This is a genomic window from Cytobacillus sp. FSL K6-0265 (assembly GCF_038003465.1).
Classification (GTDB): domain Bacteria; phylum Bacillota; class Bacilli; order Bacillales; family Cytobacillaceae; genus Cytobacillus; species Cytobacillus stercorigallinarum.
The window spans coordinates 3,756,160-3,774,916 of the sequence record NZ_JBBOPE010000001.1 but is presented as its reverse complement, the minus strand read 5'-3'; the positions used below and the strand labels follow the sequence as shown (position 1 = coordinate 3,774,916).

The following is an 18,757-nucleotide window of genomic DNA, read 5'->3' as shown; positions in this document are numbered from 1 at the left end:
TAATGTTGTAGGGTTATTTTATAAAATTTATGATTAAAGTTTTGTAAAAAGGGTATAAGAATAAAGAAGAAAAAAATGAAGTTTACACTTCATTATATATTTTTATTCTAGCGGGACACAAAACGTCTCGCATGGACATATAATGTCCATGTAAAGGAGTAAACAATTGAATAAGTGGATGAATGTTACCCAAAAAGTAATTCCAGATTTAATGGAAATAATGAAAAGAAGATATGAAATTTTGCAACAAACCTCTTTGATGGAGCCTGTAGGAAGAAGGAGTTTAGCGGCAAAAGTAGGGATGACCGAAAGAGTATTACGAGCTGAACTCGATTTTTTAAGAGAACAAGGGTTAATGATTGTAGATGCACAAGGAACGAGACTATCGGAAGCTGGAAAGCATCTCCTTGTAGATCTGCACGAGGTGATTAAAGAATGGTCGGGATTAAATGATAAAGAAATAAATTTGACAAAAATGCTTCAAATAGAAAAGGTGTTACTTACTTATGGGGATACTGATAAGGATGAAACAGTAAAGTCTGAGTTAGGAAAAGAAGTAGCACGTCTTATTCAGGTGTTAGCTAATGGAGGGATGACCATTGCAGTAACGGGTGGATCCACGATTTCAACTGTAGCTGATGCGCTTAAGAAACAGCAACATATGTCGGATGTCTTATTTGTTCCAGCCCGTGGAGGTGTCGGGACAGATATGAAATTCCAAGCCAATACATTAGCGGCGCGTATGGCAGAAGAATCGGGTGCCACATATCAAACATTGTATGTACCAGATGTTGTCGGTGAAGATGCGTATCAATCCATCATCAAGGAACCAGAAATAAAGCAAGTGCTGACAGTTATTAAAAAAGCGGATATCGTCATTCACGGTATTGGCAACGCACTTGAGATGGCAGAAAGACGTGGCACCCATACGGAGAACATAAAGGAATTAACTGAATCAGGTGCGATTGCTGAAGCATTCGGGTATTACTTTAATGAAGAGGGCAAAGTGGTTCATCGATTGCAAACAGTAGGACTACAACTAGAAGATTTGCAACAGGCAGATTATGTGATTGCTGTTGCAGGTGGATCGACAAAGGCTAAAGCGATTGCTGCGTACATGAAGCAAGCACCGAAGCAAACAATACTTGTCACAGATGAGGTTGTGGCAGAGGAATTACTAAAAAACAATTAATTAATGGAGGTTTTATGATATGACAATTAAAGTGGGAATAAACGGTTTTGGAAGAATTGGTAGAAACGTATTCCGTGCGAGCTTTGAAAAGGAAAATGTAGAAATCGTGGCGATAAATGACTTAACAGATGCGAATATGCTTGCTCATTTATTAAAGTATGACTCTATTCATGGCGCATTTCCGCACGAGGTAAAAGTAGATGGCGATCACTTAATCGTAGGTGGCAAAAAGGTTAAAGTGTTAGCAGAAAGAAATCCAGTTGATATTGGCTGGGGTGATTTAGGTGTTGAGTTAGTTGTTGAATCTACAGGTCGCTTTACAAAACGAGCAGATGCAGCGAAACACTTAGAAGCAGGTGCGAAAAAAGTGGTTATATCTGCTCCAGCAACTGACGAAGATTTAACAGTTGTAATGGGTGTAAACCACGAGTCATATGATCCCGACAAACATCATATCGTATCAAATGCTTCTTGTACGACGAATTGCTTAGCACCGTTGGCGAAAGTGTTACATGATTCATTTACGATTAAACGTGGAATGATGACAACTGTTCATTCCTATACAAATGACCAGCAAATACTTGATTTACCTCATAAGGATTATCGTCGAGCAAGAGCAGCTGCAGAAAATATTATTCCAACAACCACTGGAGCAGCAAAAGCCGTTTCCCTTGTTTTACCAGAATTAAAAGGGAAACTAAATGGTGGAGCCATTCGTGTTCCAACACCGAATGTATCTCTAGTCGATTTAGTTGCTGAACTTGATAAAGATGTTACAATCGATGAAGTGAATGAAGCATTGAAATCTGCCGCAAATGGAGAGTTAAAAGATATTCTTAGCTTTAGTGAGGAACCATTAGTTTCAGGTGATTACAATGGCAATCCTGCCTCATCAACCGTTGATGGTTTATCTACAATGGTCATGGAAGGCAATATGGTCAAAGTCATTTCATGGTACGACAATGAAAGTGGTTATTCTCACAGAGTGATTGATTTAATGGAATATATGGCTGAAAAAGGATTATAAATATAAGTTAAGTAAACATTAAAAATAAAATTTTTGCTTACAAACTCACATCTTTATGGATATTACATGAATGAACGTCTATAATGATAAATGGTGAAGGGAGAAAGGGACCATACCTCTCCCTTTTATTTTGACTTTTTCTAAACGTTTTCGCGCTTTTCTTGCGCGAGTAAGAAAGAAAACGGTGATTTTTATACATATAAATGAATGAACATTCGCCTTTCTTGTAGTACAAGCAGCTAACTAGAAAATAGTCATTATTATGTTTAGGAGGGCCTTTTACTATGAACAAAAAGAGCGTAAAAGATGTTGAACTAAAAGGAAAACGCGTATTTTGTCGTGTAGACTTTAATGTGCCGATGAAAGAGGGACAAATCACGGATGAAACACGTATTCGCGCAGCGATTCCGACTATTAACTATCTAATTGACCAAGGAGCGAAAGTGATTTTAGCTTCTCATTTAGGACGTCCAAAAGGACAAGTAGTAGAAGAGTTAAGGTTAACTCCTGTTGCAGAAAGATTATCTGCCTTGCTTGGAAAAAATGTTGCCTATGCAGATGAGGCGTACGGAGAAAAAGTTGAACAGGCAGTAGACGGTTTAGAAGAGGGCGATGTTCTATTATTAGAGAATGTTCGCTTCTACCCAGGTGAAGAAAAGAATGATCCTGAACTTGCAAAAGCTTTTGCCCAATTAGCAGATGTTTATGTAAATGATGCGTTTGGTGCGGCCCATCGTGCACATGCATCGACAGAAGGAATTGCCCATCATATCCCAGCGGTTTCTGGTTTACTAATGGAAAAGGAATTAGAAGTGTTAGGCAAAGCATTGTCAAACCCTGATAGACCATTTACAGCTATCATTGGTGGTGCAAAAGTTAAAGACAAAATCGATGTCATTGATAATCTATTAGATAAAGTAGATAATTTAATTATCGGTGGCGGTTTAGCCTTTACGTTTGTAAAAGCACAAGGTCATGATATCGGCAATTCTCTATTAGAAGAAGATAAACTAGAATTAGCGAAAACATTTATGCAAAAAGCAGAAGAAAAAGGCGTGAACTTTCTGATGCCAATTGATGCTGTCGTTGCCGATCGTTTTGCTGAAGACGCAGATAGTAAAACAGTTGCGATTAACGAGATTCCAGCAGAGTGGATGGCATTAGATATTGGTCCTGAAACGGCTAATTTATATAGTGAAGTCATTGCAGATAGTAAGCTAGTCATTTGGAATGGACCGATGGGTGTATTTGAAATGGATCAGTTTGCTGGTGGAACCAAAGCAGTAGCAGAAGCATTAGCGGAAGCAAATGACACGTACTCTGTTATCGGTGGTGGTGATTCAGCTGCAGCTGTTGAGAAATTCCATTTTGCTGATCGCATGAGCCATATTTCAACAGGTGGCGGTGCATCATTAGAATTCATGGAAGGAAAAGCGCTTCCAGGTGTTGTTGCTTTAAATGATAAATAAGTAATAAAAGAAAGGACGAGATAGTATGCGTAAGCCGATTATTGCAGGTAACTGGAAAATGCATAAAACAATGAATGAGGCGAAGTCATTTATTGAGGAAATTAACGGTCTTGTTCCAGGTGAAATGGATATGGATACAGTCGTATGTGCACCTGCTCTATTCTTGGAGCGCCTTGTAGATGGTGTAGAAGGTTCACCTGTTGCCATCGGTGCACAAAACATGCATTTTGAAGAGAATGGCGCATTCACTGGCGAAATCAGCCCTGTTGCACTTCAAGACTTAGGTGTATCTTATGTCATCATTGGGCATTCAGAACGTCGCGAAATGTTCAATGAAACAGATGAGACTGTAAATAAAAAAGCGAAGTCAGCATTTGCTCATAACCTCACTCCAATCATTTGTGTAGGTGAAACGCTTGAGCAAAGAGAAAACAATGAAACAATGAGTTTTGTTGGGCATCAAGTGGAAGCAGCGTTGTCAGGGTTATCTGATGAGCAATTAAAACAGGTTGTCATCGCTTATGAACCGATTTGGGCTATTGGTACAGGCAAGTCATCTTCAGCGGAAGATGCGAACGAAGTATGTGCCCATATTCGTTCGGTCGTCAGTAAACAGTTTTCTGAGGAGATTGCTGAAGCTCTTCGCATTCAATACGGTGGGAGCGTAAAACCAGCAAATATTAAAGAATATATGAGTCAAGCGGATATTGACGGTGCACTTGTCGGTGGCGCAAGTCTTGAACCATCTTCTTTCCTGCAATTATTGGAGGCGGGTAAGTATGAGTAAATCACCTGTTGCTTTGATTATTCTTGATGGCTTTGCTCATAGAGAAGAAGTCAAAGGCAATGCTGTTGCTCAAGCGAAAAAACCGAACTTTGATCGGTTATGGAATGAGTATCCACATGCTTATTTAACAGCAAGTGGAGAAGCGGTTGGCTTACCACAAGGACAAATGGGAAACTCTGAAGTGGGTCATATGAATATCGGGGCCGGGCGTATTGTTTATCAAAGCTTAACAAGAGTAAATGTTGCCATTCGTGAGGGGCACTTTGAGCAGAATGAAACATTCCTTGCAGCGATTAATCATGCGAAGCAAAACAATACAAGCCTGCATCTAATGGGGCTTTTATCTGATGGTGGTGTGCATAGTCATATTAATCACTTATATGCCCTCCTTCAGCTTGCAAGTGACGAAGGCTTGAAAAAAGTTTATGTCCATGGTTTTCTTGATGGCCGAGATGTGGGACCACAGACAGCTAAAGGATATATTCAAGCGGCAGAAGAGAAAATGAAAGAAATCGGTGTAGGTGAGTTTGCTTCTATTTCTGGTCGTTATTACTCAATGGATCGTGACAATCGTTGGGAACGTGTGGAAAAGTCATATCGTTCGATGGTATACGGAGAAGGGCCAACTTATCATAGTGCGCACGAGTTAGTAGAAGATAGTTATGCGAACGGTATTTATGACGAATTTGTTATTCCTTCTGTTATTGTGAAGGAAGATGGATTACCTGTTGGAAAAGTTAGTGATAACGACGCCATGATTTTTTACAACTTTAGACCTGACCGAGCAATTCAAATTTCGAATACGTTTACAAACACAGACTTCCGTTCCTTTGATCGTGGAATAGGCCATCCAAAGTCTTTATTCTTTGTTTGCTTAACCCATTTTAGTGAAACAGTTGACGGGTATGTTGCATTTAAACCGACAAACCTAGATAATACTCTAGGAGAAGTACTCTCACAAAATCATTTAACTCAACTGAGAATTGCTGAAACAGAGAAGTATCCTCATGTTACCTTCTTTATGAGTGGCGGAAGAGAAGCGAAATTCCCTGGTGAAGAACGAATTTTGATTAACTCACCTAAAGTCGCTACTTATGATTTGAAGCCGGAAATGAGCGCTTACGAAGTAACAGATGCTTTGCTTGATGAAATTAGTCAGGATAAGCATGATGCCATTATATTGAATTTTGCTAACCCTGATATGGTGGGGCACTCAGGAATGCTAGAACCAACAATTAAAGCAGTTGAAACGGTTGATGAATGTCTTGGAAAAGTGATTGACGCCATTATTGCTAAAGGTGGAAAAGCGATTATCACAGCTGACCACGGTAATGCGGATGAGGTGATTACCCTTGATGATCATCCAATGACAGCTCATACAACTAATCCTGTGCCTGTGATTGTAACGGAAAAAGGTCTAATATTACGTGAAGATGGAATATTAGGAGATTTAGCTCCAACTATGCTTGATTTATTAAAGGTGACTAAACCTGAAGAAATGACTGGTTCTACGTTAATTAAATAAGTGCCGGTGTTCACTTTTTAGTGAATATCCGTGCCTTACATATAAATGAAGTTTGACAAGATGACAGCCAATGAAAAAGGAGAGATTATCATGCCATTTATCCAACATGTATATGCTCGTGAAGTATTAGATTCACGTGGAAATCCAACAGTAGAAGTAGAAGTATTAACAGAGTCTGGTTTTTTCGGCCGTGCGATTGTACCATCTGGTGCATCAACTGGTGAATATGAAGCAGTTGAGCTTCGTGACGGAGACAAGGATCGTTATTTAGGTAAAGGTGTTCAAAAAGCAGTAGATAATGTGAATAACTTAATTTCTGAAGCAATTATCGGTTTTGACGTAACGGATCAAGCAGGGATTGACCGTACAATGATCGCCCTTGATGGCACAGAAAATAAAGGCAAATTAGGTGCTAACGCGATTCTTGGTGTATCTATGGCTTGTGCCCATGCAGCAGCAGAGTCTGTTGGTTTACCACTATACCGCTATCTTGGTGGTTTCAATGCAAAACAATTACCAACACCAATGATGAACATCATTAACGGTGGTTCTCATGCGGATAACAATGTTGATTTCCAAGAATTCATGATTATGCCTGTTGGCGCTCCTTCTTTCAAAGAAGCGATCCGTATGGGTGCTGAAGTTTTCCATTCATTAAAAAAAGTTCTTTCATCTAAAGGCTTAAACACGGCAGTAGGTGACGAAGGTGGCTTCGCTCCAAACCTTGGGTCAAACCGTGAAGCGCTAGAAGTCATCATTGAAGCAATTAGCAATGCAGGTTACGAAGCAGGTAAAGATATTTACCTTGCAATGGACGTTGCTTCATCTGAGTTCTTTAACAAAGAAACAGGCAAATATGATTTAACAGGTGAAGGTCGCCTTGGATTATCTTCAGAAGAAATGGTTTCTTTCTATGAGGAGCTTGTATCTGAATTCCCAATTATCTCTATTGAAGATGGTTTAGATGAAAACGATTGGAAAGGCCACAAATTGCTAACTGAACGTATCGGTGGAAAAGTTCAACTAGTAGGTGATGACCTATTCGTTACAAACACGAAAAAACTAGCAGAAGGAATCGAACAAGGCGTAGGAAACTCGATCCTTATTAAAGTTAACCAAATCGGTACATTAACTGAAACGTTTGAAGCGATCGAAATGGCGAAACGTGCGGGATACACAGCAGTTGTTTCTCACCGTTCTGGTGAATCAGAAGACGCAACAATCGCTGATATCGCTGTTGCTACAAATGCTGGTCAAATCAAAACAGGTTCAATGAGCCGTACAGATCGTATCGCAAAATACAACCAACTTCTTCGCATTGAAGATGAGCTTGGTGATTTAGCTGTGTATGATGGATTGAAATCTTTTTATAATTTGAGTAAATAATGAAATAAAATGACTATATAAACAAACATCATTTTTGTAAATGGTGTTTGTTTTTTTCGTTGGTACAAGTAGTGACGGAAAGCCCCTGAATAGTTTGCAAATGAAAGTACGGTAAGAAAAAGAATTGCGCGCAAAAAGTCATATGCGCGCACAAGTGAGAACAAAAAGTCTAAGAGTTATGACTACAAGAAAGCCACTCAGCAATTAGACTAAATTTTAGCTTGCTTTTCGTGGAAATAGGGTATAAGAAAGCGATATGATACCATCAATAACTAATATAATGACCCAAATGCGACTAATATTATTTACCGTGGAATGAGTAAACGGGAAGACAGCGTCGTTTGCAGCAAACCATTGGTTCCCTAGCTCAGTAATAGAATCAATAGAACGGGCCTCTTCTGAAAGTCCGAGGAATAGAGCCAAAACAATATGAGCTAAAACAAATACAAGCAAGTGGAGAAAGAATTGTTTTCTCTCTAACGCTGCATGCTCCCGACCAGAGAGCTTTGCCGGCTTGTCGATTGAAACTGATTCGCCTTTCCATTGCGCGACTTTTCTTTTAATAAAGTGATCTAGTTTTTTAAAATCGGATTTTCCGTAAGTAAAGGCATAGATAATAATAATTAAAATAATGATTTGATAGCTAGAAAACTCGCCCGTCCTTCTATAATCCATATAACCCATCGTAGCAATCCAAATATCATTCAAAAGAAAAATGCCTAAAAATAAGAAGCTCCATTTATCCAACTTGAACCAATATCTGAGGATTAAGAAGGCAAGTATAGATAGCCAGAAAATCACTTCAGCGGTGATTAAAAAAGCCCATTTATGATCTAAAATAAAGTCCATTTTCCACCTCCATTTAGTTAAAATCATTATATAATAAATGGTTACCTGCTTAAATAAAAAATATCTTTCCGAAGTGTACATAGGCATGTGCGCATGAACTTGACTTTTCGCGATAGATTAACTTGTCTGGACATAGTAAATATGCTAAAATTTGAGTATTATCATTGTACGTAAATGACCGAGTTGGAGGTACTGTTATGCATACACTTTTAATTACATTGCTAGTCATTGTGTCTATCGGTTTAATTGCCGTTGTTTTACTTCAATCAGGAAAAAGTGCAGGTCTTTCAGGTGCGATTTCTGGTGGAGCGGAGCAACTTTTTGGTAAACAAAAAGCACGCGGCTTAGATTTGATTTTACATCGTTTGACGATTGTTTTAGCTGTTTTATTCTTTATTTTAACAATCGCAGTTTCTTATTTTGCTCTATAAATAGAGACGAACAATGCAATGCCTGGCCTCAACGAAAGGTCGGGTTTTTATTTTGCCTATGACAGGGAAAACTAATAATGTTAAACAAACGTTTGATTGAAAGGAAGTTTACATAATGAAAGTAGTTCAACCAAAACCATTCACATTTGGAAACGGTAAACGAGCAGTATTATTATTACATGGGTTTACTGGCAATACAGCAGATGTTCGCATGATGGCAAGATTCCTAGAAGGGAAAGGTTATACTTGTCATGCGCCATTATATAAAGGTCATGGTGTCCCGCCGGAAGAACTTGTGTATACGGGGCCAGAAGATTGGTGGCAAGATGTCATGAATGGTTATCAACACCTAAAGGAAATGGGGCATGAAGAAATCGCGATTGCCGGCTTATCTCTTGGTGGGGTATTTTCCTTGAAATTAGGTTACACTGTACCTGTAAAGGGTATTGTAACAATGTGTGCACCTATGCATATTAAGTCTGAAGAAGTGATGTACGATAACGTCGTTGATTATGCCCGTCAATATAAGAAGCTAGAAGGAAAATCACCTGAACAAATCGAAGAAGAAGTAGCTAAGTTTAAAGAAACACCAATGAACACATTAAAGGCATTACAAGCTTTAATTGCAGATGTCCGTCATAATGTGGATATGATTTATTCTCCGACTTTTGTTGTGCAATCAAGAGAAGATCATATGATTAATACTGAAAGCGCGAATATTATATACAATGAAGTAGAAAATGATCAAAAACAAATTAAATGGTATGAAGAATCCGGTCATGTCATTACACTTGATAAGGAAAGAGATCAACTGCATGAAGATGTGTATCAATTTTTAGAGCAGCTTGATTGGCAAGTGTAAGTCAGATCGAAGTTTGAGGAGTGTTGTCAATCGTGGATAACCACAAAAAAGAGCTGGTCGATAAACTATTAAATTATATGAAGGACGAGGCGTACAAGCCGCTAACAGTACAAGAAATGGAGGAGGCTTTTGGGATAGAAGACTCCACCCAATTTAAGGATTTTGTCAAGACATTAGTTATTATGGAGGAACAAGGTTTAGTTGTGCGGACAAGAAGTAATCGCTACGGATTACCTGAAAAAATGAATCTTGTGCGCGGGAAATTATCTGGCCATGCCAAGGGGTTTGCCTTTGTTATTCCAGACGAACCTGGACTCGATGATTTATTTATCCCACCAAATGAAACAAATAATGCTATGCACGGTGATATTGTTTTAGCACGTGTAGCAGCAGAAAGCGCTGGTCAAAGAAAAGAAGGAACCATCGTCCGCATTTTAGAACGTGGTGTGCAACAAATCGTTGGTACATACACTGAGAGTAAGCATTTTGGCTTTGTTATTCCAGATGATAAAAAGTTTGCCAGTGATATCTTTATCCCGAAAGCTGCTTCTAAAGGGGCAGTAGAAGGACATAAAGTCGTTGTTAAACTCACTACTTATCCTGAAGGAAGAAAGAGTGCGGAAGGTGAAGTAATGGAAATTCTGGGTCATAAAAACGATCCAGGTGTTGATATTCTTTCCATTATTCACAAACATGGCTTACCGATGGAATTCCCCGATGATGTGTTAAAGCAGGCAGAAGAAACGCCTGATGAAATCGATGAAAAAGAAATTGAAAATCGCCGGGACCTAAGAGGCGAAACGATTGTTACGATTGATGGGGCAGATGCGAAAGATTTAGATGATGCTGTTACTGTGACGAAGCTTGATAATGGTCATTATAAATTAGGTGTGCATATTGCTGATGTATCTTATTACGTAACTGAAGGATCACCGATTGATGTCGAAGCAGAGGAACGAGCAACAAGTGTGTACTTAGTCGATCGTGTGATTCCAATGATTCCTCATCGCCTATCGAATGGGATTTGTTCATTGAATCCAAAAGTAGATCGTCTCACGCTTTCATGTGAGATGGAAATTACGCCTGATGGTGAAGTGGTCAATCATGAGATTTTCCAAAGCGTCATCAAAACAACGGAAAGAATGACTTATTCGGACGTGAATAAGATTTTAGAAGACAATGATGAACAATTAATTGAACGCTATGAGCCACTTGTACCGATGTTTAAACGTATGGAAGAATTAGCTGCGATTCTTCGCAAAAAGCGTATGCATCGTGGTGCCATTGATTTTGATTTTAAAGAAGCGAAAGTGTTAGTAAATGAAGAGGGTGACCCAAAAGATGTGGTCATTCGCGAACGTTCAGTAGCAGAAAGACTCATTGAAGAATTTATGTTAGCTGCGAATGAAACGGTTGCCGAGCATTTTCATTGGATGGAAGTTCCGTTCATCTACCGTATTCACGAAGATCCGAAAGAAGATAAGCTCAGAAGATTCTTTGAGTTTATTACAAACTTTGGTTATATCGTGAAAGGAACAGCCAACTCCGTTCATCCGCGGGCATTACAAGATATTATAGAAGAAGTACAAGGAACACCAGAGGAAATGGTGATTTCAACAATGATGCTTCGTTCTATGCAACAAGCGAAGTATGATCCAGAAAGCTTGGGTCACTTTGGGTTATCAACAGAGTTTTATACACACTTCACCTCACCTATTCGTCGATATCCAGATACGATTGTTCACCGTCTCATTCGTACGTATTTGATCGAAGGTAAGATAGACGATCGCACCCAAGAAAAATGGAATGCGATGTTACCTGAAATCGCGGATCATGCTTCTGAAATGGAGCGCAGAGCAGTCGATGCCGAACGTGAAACCGATGAATTGAAAAAGGCAGAATATATGCTTGATAAAATTGGCGAAGAATATGATGGTATGATTAGCTCTGTCACGAACTTTGGGATGTTTGTTGAACTACCAAACACGATAGAAGGTTTAATCCATGTCAGCTATATGACCGATGACTATTATCGCTATGAAGAACGACAAATGGCGATGATCGGCGAACGTACAGGCAATGTATTCCGCATTGGTGATGAAATTACCGTTCGCGTCATTAATGTCAATAAAGACGAACGTGCGATTGACTTTGAGATTGTCGGAATGAAAGGTACGCCTAGAAGAGAACGCCGACAAGAAACAAAAGTGTTTAAAACAGGCAGTTCAGAAAGAAAACCAAGGAAATCTGCGGCGCCAGAACGAGGCGCAAAACCTGGTAAGCCAGATGGTAAAAAAAAGAAAAAGCGCAAATTCTATGAGAATGCGCCGAAAGCCAAACGAAAAAAGAAGCGTTAATAATCTAATGGAGGAAGCCTTTTTTGTAAGGCTTTCTTCCTTCTTCCCATTGTTTTTGCTAAAATAAATAAAACTGCTGTGATTTAAGGGAGATGAGAAAGAGATGCCAAAAGGTACAGGGAAAACAATCGCCCAAAATAAAAAAGCCTATCATGATTATACGGTCGAAGAAACATATGAAGCGGGTATTGTTTTACAAGGAACAGAGATTAAATCTATTCGTAACGGACGTGTGAACCTAAAAGATGCTTATGCACGAATTGTTAATAATGAATTATTCATTATTGGTATGCATATTAGTCCTTACGAGCAAGGTAATATTCATAACCACGATCCATTAAGAACGAGAAAGCTTTTACTACACCGGAAAGAAATCAACAAACTAATTGGTGAGTCAAAAGAAAGCGGCTATGCCCTTGTTCCATTAAAACTATATTTAAAAAATGGTTTCGCAAAGGTTTTAGTTGGATTAGCAAAGGGTAAAAAGAAATATGACAAGCGCGAAGACTTAAAACGCAAAGAAGCGAAACGAGAAGTGGAGCGTGCCTTCCGCGAAAGACAAAAAATGTAATATACCAAAAGCTTACAATTGATATTTTGTTTGTTTGTGCTATAATAGTAATTGTCACTTCAAAAAGAAGTGCACAATCTATGCTCAAAGTTCATCGAGCATTCCGTATGCTGCAACGATACAGTTGCGCACCTAATACAGCTAGCAGCTTTAAAAACTGCTACTAAACAATGGGGACGCTACGGATTCGACAGGGATAGTTTGAGCTTAGGTTGCGAGTCGAGGGGATCGTCCTCGTTAAAACGTCAAAGCCTATAACTGGCAAACAACAAAACAACTTCGCTTTAGCTGCCTAATAGGCCTTTAGCGGTTCCTCCCACCATCGCCCATGTGGTAGGGTAAGGGACTCAAATTAAGTGGGCTACGCCGGATTCCACCGTCTGAGGATGAAGGAAGAGAACAACCAGACTAGCTGCCCGGACGCCCGTCGATAGGCATAAGGAGCAGCGAAACACGAATATATCGACTACACTCGTAGAAGCTTAAGTGCCAATATCTTTGGACGAGGGTTCGACTCCCTCCGTCTCCACCAAATACATATTTGGTGGTTTTTTATTTGATTAAAAAATTTCAAGCACTAATTATAGTAACAACCATGCATAGATTTGTACTAAAAATTAATCATTCTTTAATAAGTTAACATCAAACTTCTCTTTATTTCCATTCCATTCTATTTCGAATGTATGCATTTTATTTGGAGTAAACATGAATGTCCCTTCATCTCTTTTACTAAGCTGGTTATTTTCATCAAGCGTTTGTTCACCGCCACCGGTTCCGAATTGTGGAGACCTATAAAGCCAACGATCAACTAACACATTTTCTTCATCACCAGTATATTCTATTATTACCTCATGCCTATAGTTATTCTGATGAATAGATGTATATTTAGATGTTACAAGCCAATCTGTTCCTTCACCCCTAAAAGAATAAACTGCACTAACAAGTCTATTATTATTTATATAATAATACGCTATATAAATAATGACACTTAATAGAATCAATAGAACAAATATTTTATAGTATTTTTTCTTTAACAGGGCTTATTCCTCCTTTTTTATAAATTGGTGGTTATGAAGTTCAAAAGTAACTTGCAACTCTAGCTTTGAAAAAAATAATTAGTTGGGGCTATGCAAACAAGCGGATGAGTGATCATTGCTGAAATTTCGGATTTTAACTGATTAAGGAAGTTCTCAAAAAATTATCGTTCACCTATAAAGAAGACCAAGCATTTAGAATTACGGAACAAAAAAACATTATCCCTTATCTATTCACACAACATTCCTCATTCTGAACCCCACGATCCGCCTTCGTATAAAAAAACTCCCACTCATTCCCATCCGGATCAGTGATCCAAAACTTGTCTTGTAGGGCGTAGCAGCAAGTGGTATCGCGTTCTTCACGTGCGAAGAATCCTTCTTTTTCTAATCGTTGTTTATGGTGATCGATTTCTTCTTGTGTTTCTACTTGGAAGCCAAAGTGATTCACTTTGATTACCGTTTACTTCGTCTTTAACATTAAGGGTAAAGTTGAGTCCAGGTTGTTCTAGTAAAAACTTACTGTAAGTGGGTTTGACCTTGATTGGAGAAACACCGAATACTTTTGAATAAAAGGCAATGGATGCTTCTAAATTGCTTACGTTCATACCGATATGCACATATTTCATTTGAAATGCCTCCTTTTTTTAATTACAACACGAATGACTTGATTTTCTAAAGATACAACAAAGTTCTTCTGATAAGAGATGATTCACGGATTGCTCATTTAATTCATAGTAATTCCATTTTCCTTTTGTCTCTTTTGTAATTAAACCAGCTTCGAGCAAAATCTTTAAATGATAGGATAATTTCGATTGCGGAAGGGAGAAAATCTCAGATAAATCACAAACGCATGTCTGTCCGCGTTGGCATAACTCATACATAATTTCTAGCCTTTTTTGGTCGGCTAATGCTTTAAATTGTTTTTCATATTCAATAAATGGTTTCAATAGATTACACTTCCTATCAAATTTTTTTGATGTGACTTCAGTATACTTTAACTATAATTGGAAAAACAAGCTATATATCAAAAAAAATTGATGTGTTTTTTACAAAAGGGATTGCCTAACCATACATTTACCTATAAAATAGCATAAGAATATAAGCATTTACTTATATAATAAAGGAGTACCTAAATGAAAAGTACAATTGAGGAAGTTGCGCTTGTGTTAAAGCTGTTAGGCGATAAAACAAGGTTAAAGATGGTGAAGATTCTTGAATCAAGGGAATGCTGTGTATGTGAGCTAGTTCATTTATTTGATATGAGTCAGCCGGCTATTAGTCAGCATTTACGGAAGTTACGTGATGTTGGTTTGATCATTGAATCGAGAAAAGGACAATGGGTTTATTACGGTTTGAATAAACAATATGAGAACTTTCCCTTCGTCTGTACTTTATTAAATCAGCTTCCTAGTCAAGAGGGGTTACTCGAAAGTCTTGAAAAACAAGGGTTGCGCGTTATGTGTGATTAAGGAGGATTTGTATGACAACGTCAGTGGTTTTGGCATCGGTGATTTTTTTAATCACACTTATTTTAGTCATCTGGCAACCTAAAGGTTTGTCTATTGGTTGGTCAGCCTGTGGTGGAGCGATATTTGCTTTACTAGTTGGTGTAGTAGATTTCCAAGATGTTTTGGATGTGACATCAATTGTCTGGAATGCAACGTTAACATTTATCGCTATTATTATTATTTCTTTAATTTTAGATGAGATTGGTTTCTTTGAATGGTCTGCCTTGCATATGGCTAGAGCGGCAAAAGGACATGGTGTAAAAATGTTTGTCTATGTGATTTTGCTTGGAGCGATTGTATCGGCTCTGTTTGCGAATGATGGGGCTGCCTTGATTTTGACACCGATTGTTCTTTCGATGGTAAGGAACTTGAATTTTAATGAGAAAATGGTCTTTCCGTTCATTATTGCAAGTGGTTTTATCGCTGACACAGCGTCATTACCCCTTGTGGTTAGTAATCTTGTTAATATTGTATCGGCTGATTTCTTTGGCATCGGATTTGTGGAATTTTTCACTGTCATGATTGTGCCGAATTTATTTTCTGTTGCAGCAAGTATTTTGGTTCTCTATTTGTTTTTTAGAAAAAGCATACCCGGTCGTTATGATGGTACGCAATTGCGGGAGCCGCGTGTAGCGATAAAAGATCCACGATTATTCAAACTCTCATGGTGGATTTTGGCGATCTTACTAGTTGGCTATTTTGCTAGTGAGTTTGTTGGTGTGCCGGTATCGATTATTGCTAGTATTATAGCGTTTGTTTTTCTGATTATTTCCAGGAGAAGTGAAGCGGTTGATGTAAAAACCGTCATGAAGGGCGCACCGTGGAATATTGTTTTCTTCTCAGTCGGGATGTATGTTGTTGTGTATGGTTTACGGAATGTCGGGTTAACGAGCTTGTTAACAGATGTTCTTCAAATAACCGTTGATCAAGGATTGTTTGCCGCAACAATGGGCATGGGCTTTATTGCCGCCATTTTGTCTTCGGTCATGAATAATCTACCGACAGTGATGATTGATGCGTTAGCGATTGCTGATACGAATGCAACAGGTGTAATGAAAGATGCCTTGATTTATGCCAATGTGATCGGTTCTGACCTTGGACCTAAAATCACGCCAATAGGGTCACTTGCTACTTTATTATGGTTACATGTGTTATCGCTTAAAGGGGTGAAGATTTCTTGGGGTACCTACTTTAAAACTGGTATCATCCTAACGATTCCCACCTTATTTATCACCTTATTAGGTCTCTATATATGGTTATTGATTATTCATTAAGGAGTGTTTATATGACGAAAAAGATCATTTATTTTCTTTGTACAGGGAATTCTTGCCGAAGTCAAATGGCTGAAGGTTGGGCAAAGCATTATTTAAGTAACGACTGGCAAGTTTACAGTGCAGGAATCGAAGCACATGGACTGAATCCAAAAGCGGTAGAAGCGATGAAAGAAGCGGGGATAGATATCTCAAAGCAAACATCGGATGTGATAAATGACGCCATCTTAAATCAAGCGGATTTGGTTGTCACCTTATGTGGCGATGCTGCTGATAAATGTCCAATGACGCCTTCAAAAGTGAAACGAGAACATTGGGGATTTGATGATCCTGCCAAAGCAATCGGCACGGAAGAGGAAAAGTGGCAGATGTTTACCCGTGTAAGAGATGAAATAGGCGAGCGGTTGAAGCGGTTTGCTGAGGAAAATGAAAACCTTCGTTGAAGAGCGACAATTATTTTTTTTCACCAACAAAAACAGATCTAGGTATTCGATTTAATCCTAGATCTGTTTTTTCTTTTCATTAATAAGAAAACGACCGGTATACTAAAAGGGATAAGTGAAAGGACCAAAAGTGAGGCAACGAGGTGTTGTTCTACAATTGGCATTTGCCCCAATAAAAGTCCAGCTAATAACCAAAAAAACACCCAGAGAAAGCCGCCAAGGGCATTATGTTTAAAGAAAGATCGATAAGAATAATTCATCATCGCACTTGCTACCGGGACAGTTGTACGCATAAGTGGAATAAATCTAGCAGTGATAATAGATATCTTACCGTAACGATTCATAAATTGCTCTGCTCGTTGGAGTTGTGTTTCTTTAAATAAAAATGGCTTTAATCTTTTACTATTCCAGCCTTTGATTACTCTTCCAATCGAAAAGTTTTGGTTATCTCCACAGATTGTAGCAAGGAAAAAGACGATGGCTAGTGTTTCGATATTCAAATTACCGACTGCTGCAAGAGCGCCGCTTGCAAAGACGAGTGAATCACCTGGAATAAAGGTAAGTACGATGAATGCTGTTTTTAAATATATAAACAAAAATAACAGTGCATAAATATATAAACCATAAGAAGCAAGGAATTCCCCCAGTTGTTTATCAAATGTGCTCATCGTGTAAAAAATTGTCTCCATTATACCCGCCCCTGATATTAGACTCATTAGAGGCATCATATTCATTCAATGTGAAGAAGGAAATAAGAAATCCGCCCTTTTTGTTACATAGAAAAAAAGAGTCATATGTGTTCCTGAGAGGTATACACATGATGACTCTTTTTAATTATTCCGCTGTACTTTCAACAAACTCTTTCTCACGCCATAAATACGTTATCCCCAGACCCAGCAGCATCACAACACCTGCAAATAGGAAAGGGTAATGGATATTGACATCGAATAGAATGCCTGCAACTGCTGGTCCGGCAATATTACCGAGACTTGTGTAAGTTGAGTTCATTCCAGCGACAAAGCCTTGTTCTTTCCCAGCTGATCGGGAAAGGAATGTGGTAAGTGCCGGACGTAGTAAATCAAATGCTAAGAAGATGAAGGCCGTCACTAATAGCACCATCCAGAATCCAGATATAACTGTTGAAGCAAATGCTAAGACTACCCCCATGATTAAACAAAACTGGATCACTTTTTTCTCACCAATTTTGTCGACCATTTTTCCGAATAAGAAGATTTGGACGATGACCCCGAATATTGAGCTGACCGTTATAATGATCGCAATATCTTGTGGTGTAAAGCCAAATTTATGGTCTGAGAATAAGCTAAATACGGTTTCATAGGCAGATAAACCGAAAGCTAGAATAAAGACGATGATAAACGCAATAAAGTATAACGGATTGAAGGAGCGTTTAAAGTCTGCGATAAAGCTAGTTTTCTTTGCATTTTCAGAAAGCTCTTTCATCTGCTCTTTTGTAAGTGGTTCTTTTAATATAAAGATGGATAAAATACATGCCAAGAAGGCAATACCTGCTGCAAAGAAGAAAGGCAGGCGAATCCCATACTCGGCGATAAAGCCACCGATTCCTGGCCCTATAATGAATCCAGTGCTAATGGCCGCTGACACGTATCCCATTGCCTTTGGCCGATCTTTTAATGTAGTGATATCGGCTACATAGGCTGTTACCCCAGGCATAATAAAAGCTGCACTGATCCCGCCTAAAATTCTGGATAGATATAAGGCAGAAATATGAGTACCTAATCCAAAAACCAACTCACTGATAGCGAATAGAAATAACCCAATTGTAATGATTTTTTTTCGACCAAATCGGTCAACGAATCTACCTGCAAAAGGGGAAGTAATCAATTGAGCTAAAGCAAAGACAGCAACTAAATAGCCCATTGTACTTCCAGATAAGTCCATAATATTCATAAATGAAGGCATGACCGGAATAATGAGTCCTATGCCTAAAAAGGCAATGAAAATATTGCTTAATAAAATAAGTAAGACAGTTTTTTGTTCTTTTAACGGTTTTTGTTCCATTT

The 18,757-nt window shown here is 38.6% G+C and carries 18 protein-coding genes, 1 other RNA gene and 1 pseudogene; 14 read left to right on the top strand and 6 right to left on the bottom strand.

Going from position 1 to position 18,757, the window contains the following annotated elements; translation table 11 throughout:
• The first annotated feature begins 166 nt into the window (after positions 1-166).
• The 6 genes from MHH73_RS19185 to eno all read left to right on the top strand — a co-directional run bounded on the left by MHH73_RS19185 (position 167) and on the right by eno (position 7,386).
• A complete protein-coding gene (locus tag MHH73_RS19185) occupies positions 167-1,192 on the top strand; it encodes a sugar-binding transcriptional regulator (protein WP_341068745.1) in 1,026 nt (341 codons plus the stop codon).
• Positions 1,193-1,211: 19 nt separating this feature from the next.
• Positions 1,212-2,219 carry a type I glyceraldehyde-3-phosphate dehydrogenase gene (gene gap / locus MHH73_RS19180; RefSeq protein ID WP_191812827.1) on the top strand — a complete coding sequence of 336 codons (1,008 nt, stop codon included), beginning with the start codon at positions 1,212-1,214 and terminating at the stop codon, positions 2,217-2,219.
• Between the two features lie 284 nt (positions 2,220-2,503).
• Positions 2,504-3,688 carry a phosphoglycerate kinase gene (locus tag MHH73_RS19175; protein WP_191812824.1) on the top strand — a complete coding sequence of 395 codons (1,185 nt, stop codon included), beginning with the start codon at positions 2,504-2,506 and terminating at the stop codon, positions 3,686-3,688.
• Positions 3,689-3,713: 25 nt separating this feature from the next.
• Positions 3,714-4,475: a triose-phosphate isomerase gene (gene tpiA, locus MHH73_RS19170; protein ID WP_341068742.1), complete on the top strand. Its 762-nt coding sequence runs from the start codon at positions 3,714-3,716 to the stop codon at positions 4,473-4,475.
• Complete coding sequence (gene gpmI, locus MHH73_RS19165; RefSeq protein WP_341068740.1) at positions 4,468-6,000, top strand: 2,3-bisphosphoglycerate-independent phosphoglycerate mutase; 1,533 nt, start codon at positions 4,468-4,470, stop codon at positions 5,998-6,000. Before tpiA ends, gpmI begins: the two co-directional genes overlap by 8 nt.
• A 90-nt stretch (positions 6,001-6,090) precedes the next feature.
• Positions 6,091-7,386 (top strand): phosphopyruvate hydratase, encoded by a 1,296-nt coding sequence (gene eno, locus MHH73_RS19160; protein ID WP_341068737.1) that lies wholly within the window; start codon positions 6,091-6,093, stop codon positions 7,384-7,386.
• Between the two features lie 216 nt (positions 7,387-7,602).
• On the opposite strand, the gene MHH73_RS19155 is transcribed toward eno, so the two are convergent.
• Complete coding sequence (locus tag MHH73_RS19155) at positions 7,603-8,235, bottom strand: hypothetical protein (protein WP_341068734.1); 633 nt, start codon at positions 8,233-8,235, stop codon at positions 7,603-7,605.
• 197 nt (positions 8,236-8,432) lie between these two features.
• On the opposite strand from MHH73_RS19155, the gene secG reads away from it, so the two are divergent.
• The 5 genes from secG to ssrA all read left to right on the top strand — a co-directional run bounded on the left by secG (position 8,433) and on the right by ssrA (position 12,988).
• Positions 8,433-8,666: a preprotein translocase subunit SecG gene (gene secG / locus MHH73_RS19150; RefSeq protein ID WP_095371911.1), complete on the top strand. Its 234-nt coding sequence runs from the start codon at positions 8,433-8,435 to the stop codon at positions 8,664-8,666.
• Positions 8,667-8,781: 115 nt separating this feature from the next.
• Positions 8,782-9,528, top strand: coding sequence for an alpha/beta hydrolase (locus tag MHH73_RS19145; RefSeq protein ID WP_341068731.1), 747 nt, complete (start codon positions 8,782-8,784; stop codon positions 9,526-9,528).
• Positions 9,529-9,605: 77 nt separating this feature from the next.
• Complete coding sequence (rnr, locus tag MHH73_RS19140) at positions 9,606-11,885, top strand: ribonuclease R (protein ID WP_404826085.1); 2,280 nt, start codon at positions 9,606-9,608, stop codon at positions 11,883-11,885.
• Between the two features lie 103 nt (positions 11,886-11,988).
• Complete coding sequence (gene smpB, locus MHH73_RS19135) at positions 11,989-12,456, top strand: SsrA-binding protein SmpB (protein ID WP_341068727.1); 468 nt, start codon at positions 11,989-11,991, stop codon at positions 12,454-12,456.
• 172 nt (positions 12,457-12,628) lie between these two features.
• Positions 12,629-12,988: a transfer-messenger RNA gene (gene ssrA, locus MHH73_RS19130) on the top strand.
• 85 nt (positions 12,989-13,073) lie between these two features.
• On the opposite strand, the gene MHH73_RS19125 is transcribed toward ssrA, so the two are convergent.
• From MHH73_RS19125 to MHH73_RS19115, 3 genes and pseudogenes are all read right to left on the bottom strand, one after another.
• Positions 13,074-13,457: a hypothetical protein gene (locus MHH73_RS19125; protein ID WP_341068725.1), complete on the bottom strand. Its 384-nt coding sequence runs from the start codon at positions 13,455-13,457 to the stop codon at positions 13,074-13,076.
• A gap of 259 nt (positions 13,458-13,716) precedes the next feature.
• Positions 13,717-14,119, bottom strand: a pseudogene (locus tag MHH73_RS19120) (ArsI/CadI family heavy metal resistance metalloenzyme).
• An 18-nt stretch (positions 14,120-14,137) separates the two neighbouring features.
• Positions 14,138-14,440, bottom strand: a complete 303-nt coding sequence (locus tag MHH73_RS19115; RefSeq protein ID WP_341068723.1) for an ArsR/SmtB family transcription factor — start codon at positions 14,438-14,440, stop codon at positions 14,138-14,140.
• A gap of 186 nt (positions 14,441-14,626) precedes the next feature.
• Here MHH73_RS19115 and MHH73_RS19110 point away from each other — a divergent pair, with 186 nt between their 5' ends.
• From MHH73_RS19110 to arsC, 3 genes are read left to right on the top strand one after another with little or no spacing between them, the layout of a single operon-like run.
• Positions 14,627-14,962, top strand: a complete 336-nt coding sequence (locus MHH73_RS19110; protein WP_191812803.1) for an ArsR/SmtB family transcription factor — start codon at positions 14,627-14,629, stop codon at positions 14,960-14,962.
• An 11-nt stretch (positions 14,963-14,973) separates the two neighbouring features.
• Positions 14,974-16,275, top strand: coding sequence for an arsenic transporter (locus MHH73_RS19105; RefSeq protein WP_341068720.1), 1,302 nt, complete (start codon positions 14,974-14,976; stop codon positions 16,273-16,275).
• An 11-nt stretch (positions 16,276-16,286) separates the two neighbouring features.
• The gene (gene arsC, locus MHH73_RS19100; RefSeq protein ID WP_341068718.1) at positions 16,287-16,715 is read left to right on the top strand and encodes an arsenate reductase (thioredoxin); all 429 of its coding nucleotides are present in this window, start codon (positions 16,287-16,289) and stop codon (positions 16,713-16,715) included.
• Between the two features lie 38 nt (positions 16,716-16,753).
• Here arsC and MHH73_RS19095 read toward each other — a convergent pair whose 3' ends face one another.
• Together MHH73_RS19095 and MHH73_RS19090 are read right to left on the bottom strand one after the other, a co-directional pair.
• Positions 16,754-17,404 carry a VTT domain-containing protein gene (locus MHH73_RS19095; RefSeq protein ID WP_341068716.1) on the bottom strand — a complete coding sequence of 217 codons (651 nt, stop codon included), beginning with the start codon at positions 17,402-17,404 and terminating at the stop codon, positions 16,754-16,756.
• Between the two features lie 145 nt (positions 17,405-17,549).
• The gene (locus MHH73_RS19090) at positions 17,550-18,755 is read right to left on the bottom strand and encodes an MFS transporter (RefSeq protein ID WP_341068713.1); all 1,206 of its coding nucleotides are present in this window, start codon (positions 18,753-18,755) and stop codon (positions 17,550-17,552) included.
• Positions 18,756-18,757 lie beyond the last annotated feature (2 nt).